Source organism: Moorena sp. SIO3I8 (assembly GCF_010692325.1).
Taxonomy (GTDB): domain Bacteria; phylum Cyanobacteriota; class Cyanobacteriia; order Cyanobacteriales; family Coleofasciculaceae; genus Moorena.
This window is the reverse complement of sequence record NZ_JAAHHW010000508.1, coordinates 1-1005: the sequence shown is the minus strand read 5'-3', so window position 1 is coordinate 1005 and position 1005 is coordinate 1. Positions and strand designations below refer to the sequence as shown.

The 1005-nt window shown below is 43.5% G+C and carries 1 protein-coding gene; it reads right to left on the bottom strand.

Annotated features, from left to right (window positions below; all coding sequences use genetic code 11):
- Window positions 1-172: 172 nt before the first annotated feature.
- A partial coding sequence (locus F6K51_RS38245; protein WP_293031634.1) for a M12 family metallo-peptidase occupies window positions 173-1005 on the bottom strand: 833 nt, incomplete at its 5' end.

Sequence of the window (1005 nt, the reverse complement as noted above, 5' to 3'; positions counted from 1 at the left end):
CTGGAAGTCATTAAATTAATCACTGATTGACCACTATTTATTAATAGTAATCTTTCCGTTTGATATAGGGTTTTTGATATAGCAAAGGGAATCGGGAATCGGGCATCGGGAATCGGGAATCGGGATTAGCCACGATAACACCACACTTCCCATCTCCATTAAAATCATTCCATTATTCAGCAACGCCGCCAGTAATAGAGTATTGTCCTAAGCTGCCGTAATCACTATATCCGGTAGCTAAGTTTCCAAGACCCGTACCATCAATGCTTAGATAGTACTGTCCTGGATTGAGGTCAAGATTAAAGCTAGCAGACAGAGAACCGATAGGATTAGAGACGCTAATCAGTTGACCAGAAGCATTATATAGTTTAGCCAGAATGTCTAAATTAGGTCCTCGCTCAAAAGGCTGAATATCTAGGGCTATGTTGCCCGTTGTTGAATTGAACTGGAACCAGTCAATGTCGTTATTTTGTTCAATGATGCCATAAGTTTCTACCTGACCACCATTGAAAGATAGCGCTGCTGCACTGGTTCGACTGTTACCATAATCGTCCAGGCGATAGCCAAAACCATTTTGCCCAGTGATGATGTCTAGGTCATCTTCTTGGTTGCTGGCACCGGTATACTCACCTTTGCTCCATTGAGTTAGATTTCTATCGTTGCCCTCTCCCATAATAGGAGCCCACCCTGTTTCGACATTGCCATTGTCATGACCAGTGTAATAGTGGTTGGTTAAATTACCGTCATGTGTCAGACCCAAGCTATGACCTACTTCATGGCTAATAGCTTCAGCCACCGCTTTCTCACTACCTCCAGCGCGATTCTCTGAAAAAATAAAAACGGGGGTATCAGTGTTCCAGTTGAATGAATCCATATAAGCCAAACCACCGGTACCTTTTTGATACCAAGAACCATCTCCCCCAATCACAACGCGAATGCCCCATTGGGAATCACTAGCGCTGGTTTTTTTGAGTTGGTCATCGGAAGGTTGGGCAGTATTTACAT